The 1,215-nt window shown below is 33.2% G+C and carries 2 protein-coding genes; both read left to right on the top strand.

The features are described 5' to 3' along the window. A partial coding sequence (locus F3G88_RS10335; protein ID WP_223228781.1) for a hypothetical protein occupies positions 1-796 on the top strand: 796 nt, incomplete at its 5' end. 96 nt (positions 797-892) lie between these two features. Next, a partial coding sequence (locus tag F3G88_RS09510; RefSeq protein WP_149716038.1) for an ATP-dependent Clp protease proteolytic subunit occupies positions 893-1,215 on the top strand: 323 nt, incomplete at its 3' end.

Here is a 1,215-nt window from a genome sequence, read left to right as displayed (position 1 = left end):
ATCAATAGGCGATGATAAAAAATTTGCATATATGCAAGACGCTGCTTTTATAATGATGTGTTTAAGACCAGGAAATTACCTTTGGGATTGCAAATGCAAAGACTTTTCAAGTAGCCAGCTAGATGATATGACGCTTTATCTTTTAAGCTATGTTTATGACGAAGCAAAAGTTCAGAGATTTTTAAAATCCATGAATGTTTTGATCATAAAAAGAGGCTTTGTGATGGGGCTAGATAGAGATAATCAAGAGCTAGTTTTTAGCAATATGGGATCAGAAATTTTTGAGCTTGAAATTTTTAAAGATAGATATATAAGCTTTAGAGAAGATGATGCTTTGGTTATATTTTCACCCGCATTTTTTGGTAACTTTGATCAAATTTATGATGAAATTTGGAAAATAAAGCAAAAGGCGATAAAAATAAAAAATGCCCCTACTAAAAAGTGCTTAAGATCTTTAGATGATAGCTTGCTTTTAGACCCTGAGCTTATATATAAATCCCTTAAAGATGAAAATATCTTTGTATTAAGCAAATTTAAAAAGGAGCTAGATAATCTAAAAAATGATCTTTCTTACAAAAATTTTGAAATAAACAAAGATAGATACGCAAGGCAGTGGCTTATAGATGATATCTACGGACTATATCTTGCCACGCATGCTCCTTTTAAATACAAAAACTCTAAAGAGCTAGCTAAAATTTACTTTGAAGATCTCCTTGAAAAGAGCTTAAATTTATTCATTGATGAAAAAAGATCTCCTGCTTTAGGACATCACATAGACGATATAGAGCTTTTATAAACTACCAAGCCACCGGCTCTAGAAGCAATAGGTGGAATTTAAAGACTCATCTACTATCTTAAACTTCTCTCACAAAAATCAAAACAAGGAGAGAAGATGGCAGAGTTTGACAAGCTAAATTTTGCTGACATTCACATGAGCTTACTAGCTGATAGAAATATCTTTTTATATGGGCAGATAGATCAAGAAATTTGCCTGACTACACAAAAGACACTTTTGTATCTTGACAGTGTAGATCAAAGCGACATAAACATATATATAAGTGGCCCTGGAGGCTCGATATATGATGGCTTTGGACTAATCGACTTTATGAAGACCATAAAATCACCAATCAATACATTTTGCGTGGGGCTAGCTGCCTCTATGTCTGCACTTATATTTTTAAACGGAGATAAGCGCTACATGCTGCCAAACTCAAG

The sequence above is a fragment of the Campylobacter concisus genome (assembly GCF_902460675.1).
GTDB lineage: Bacteria > Campylobacterota > Campylobacteria > Campylobacterales > Campylobacteraceae > Campylobacter_A > Campylobacter_A concisus_AJ.
The sequence above is the reverse complement of the archived record's forward strand: the minus strand, read 5'-3'. Positions and strand labels throughout refer to the sequence as shown.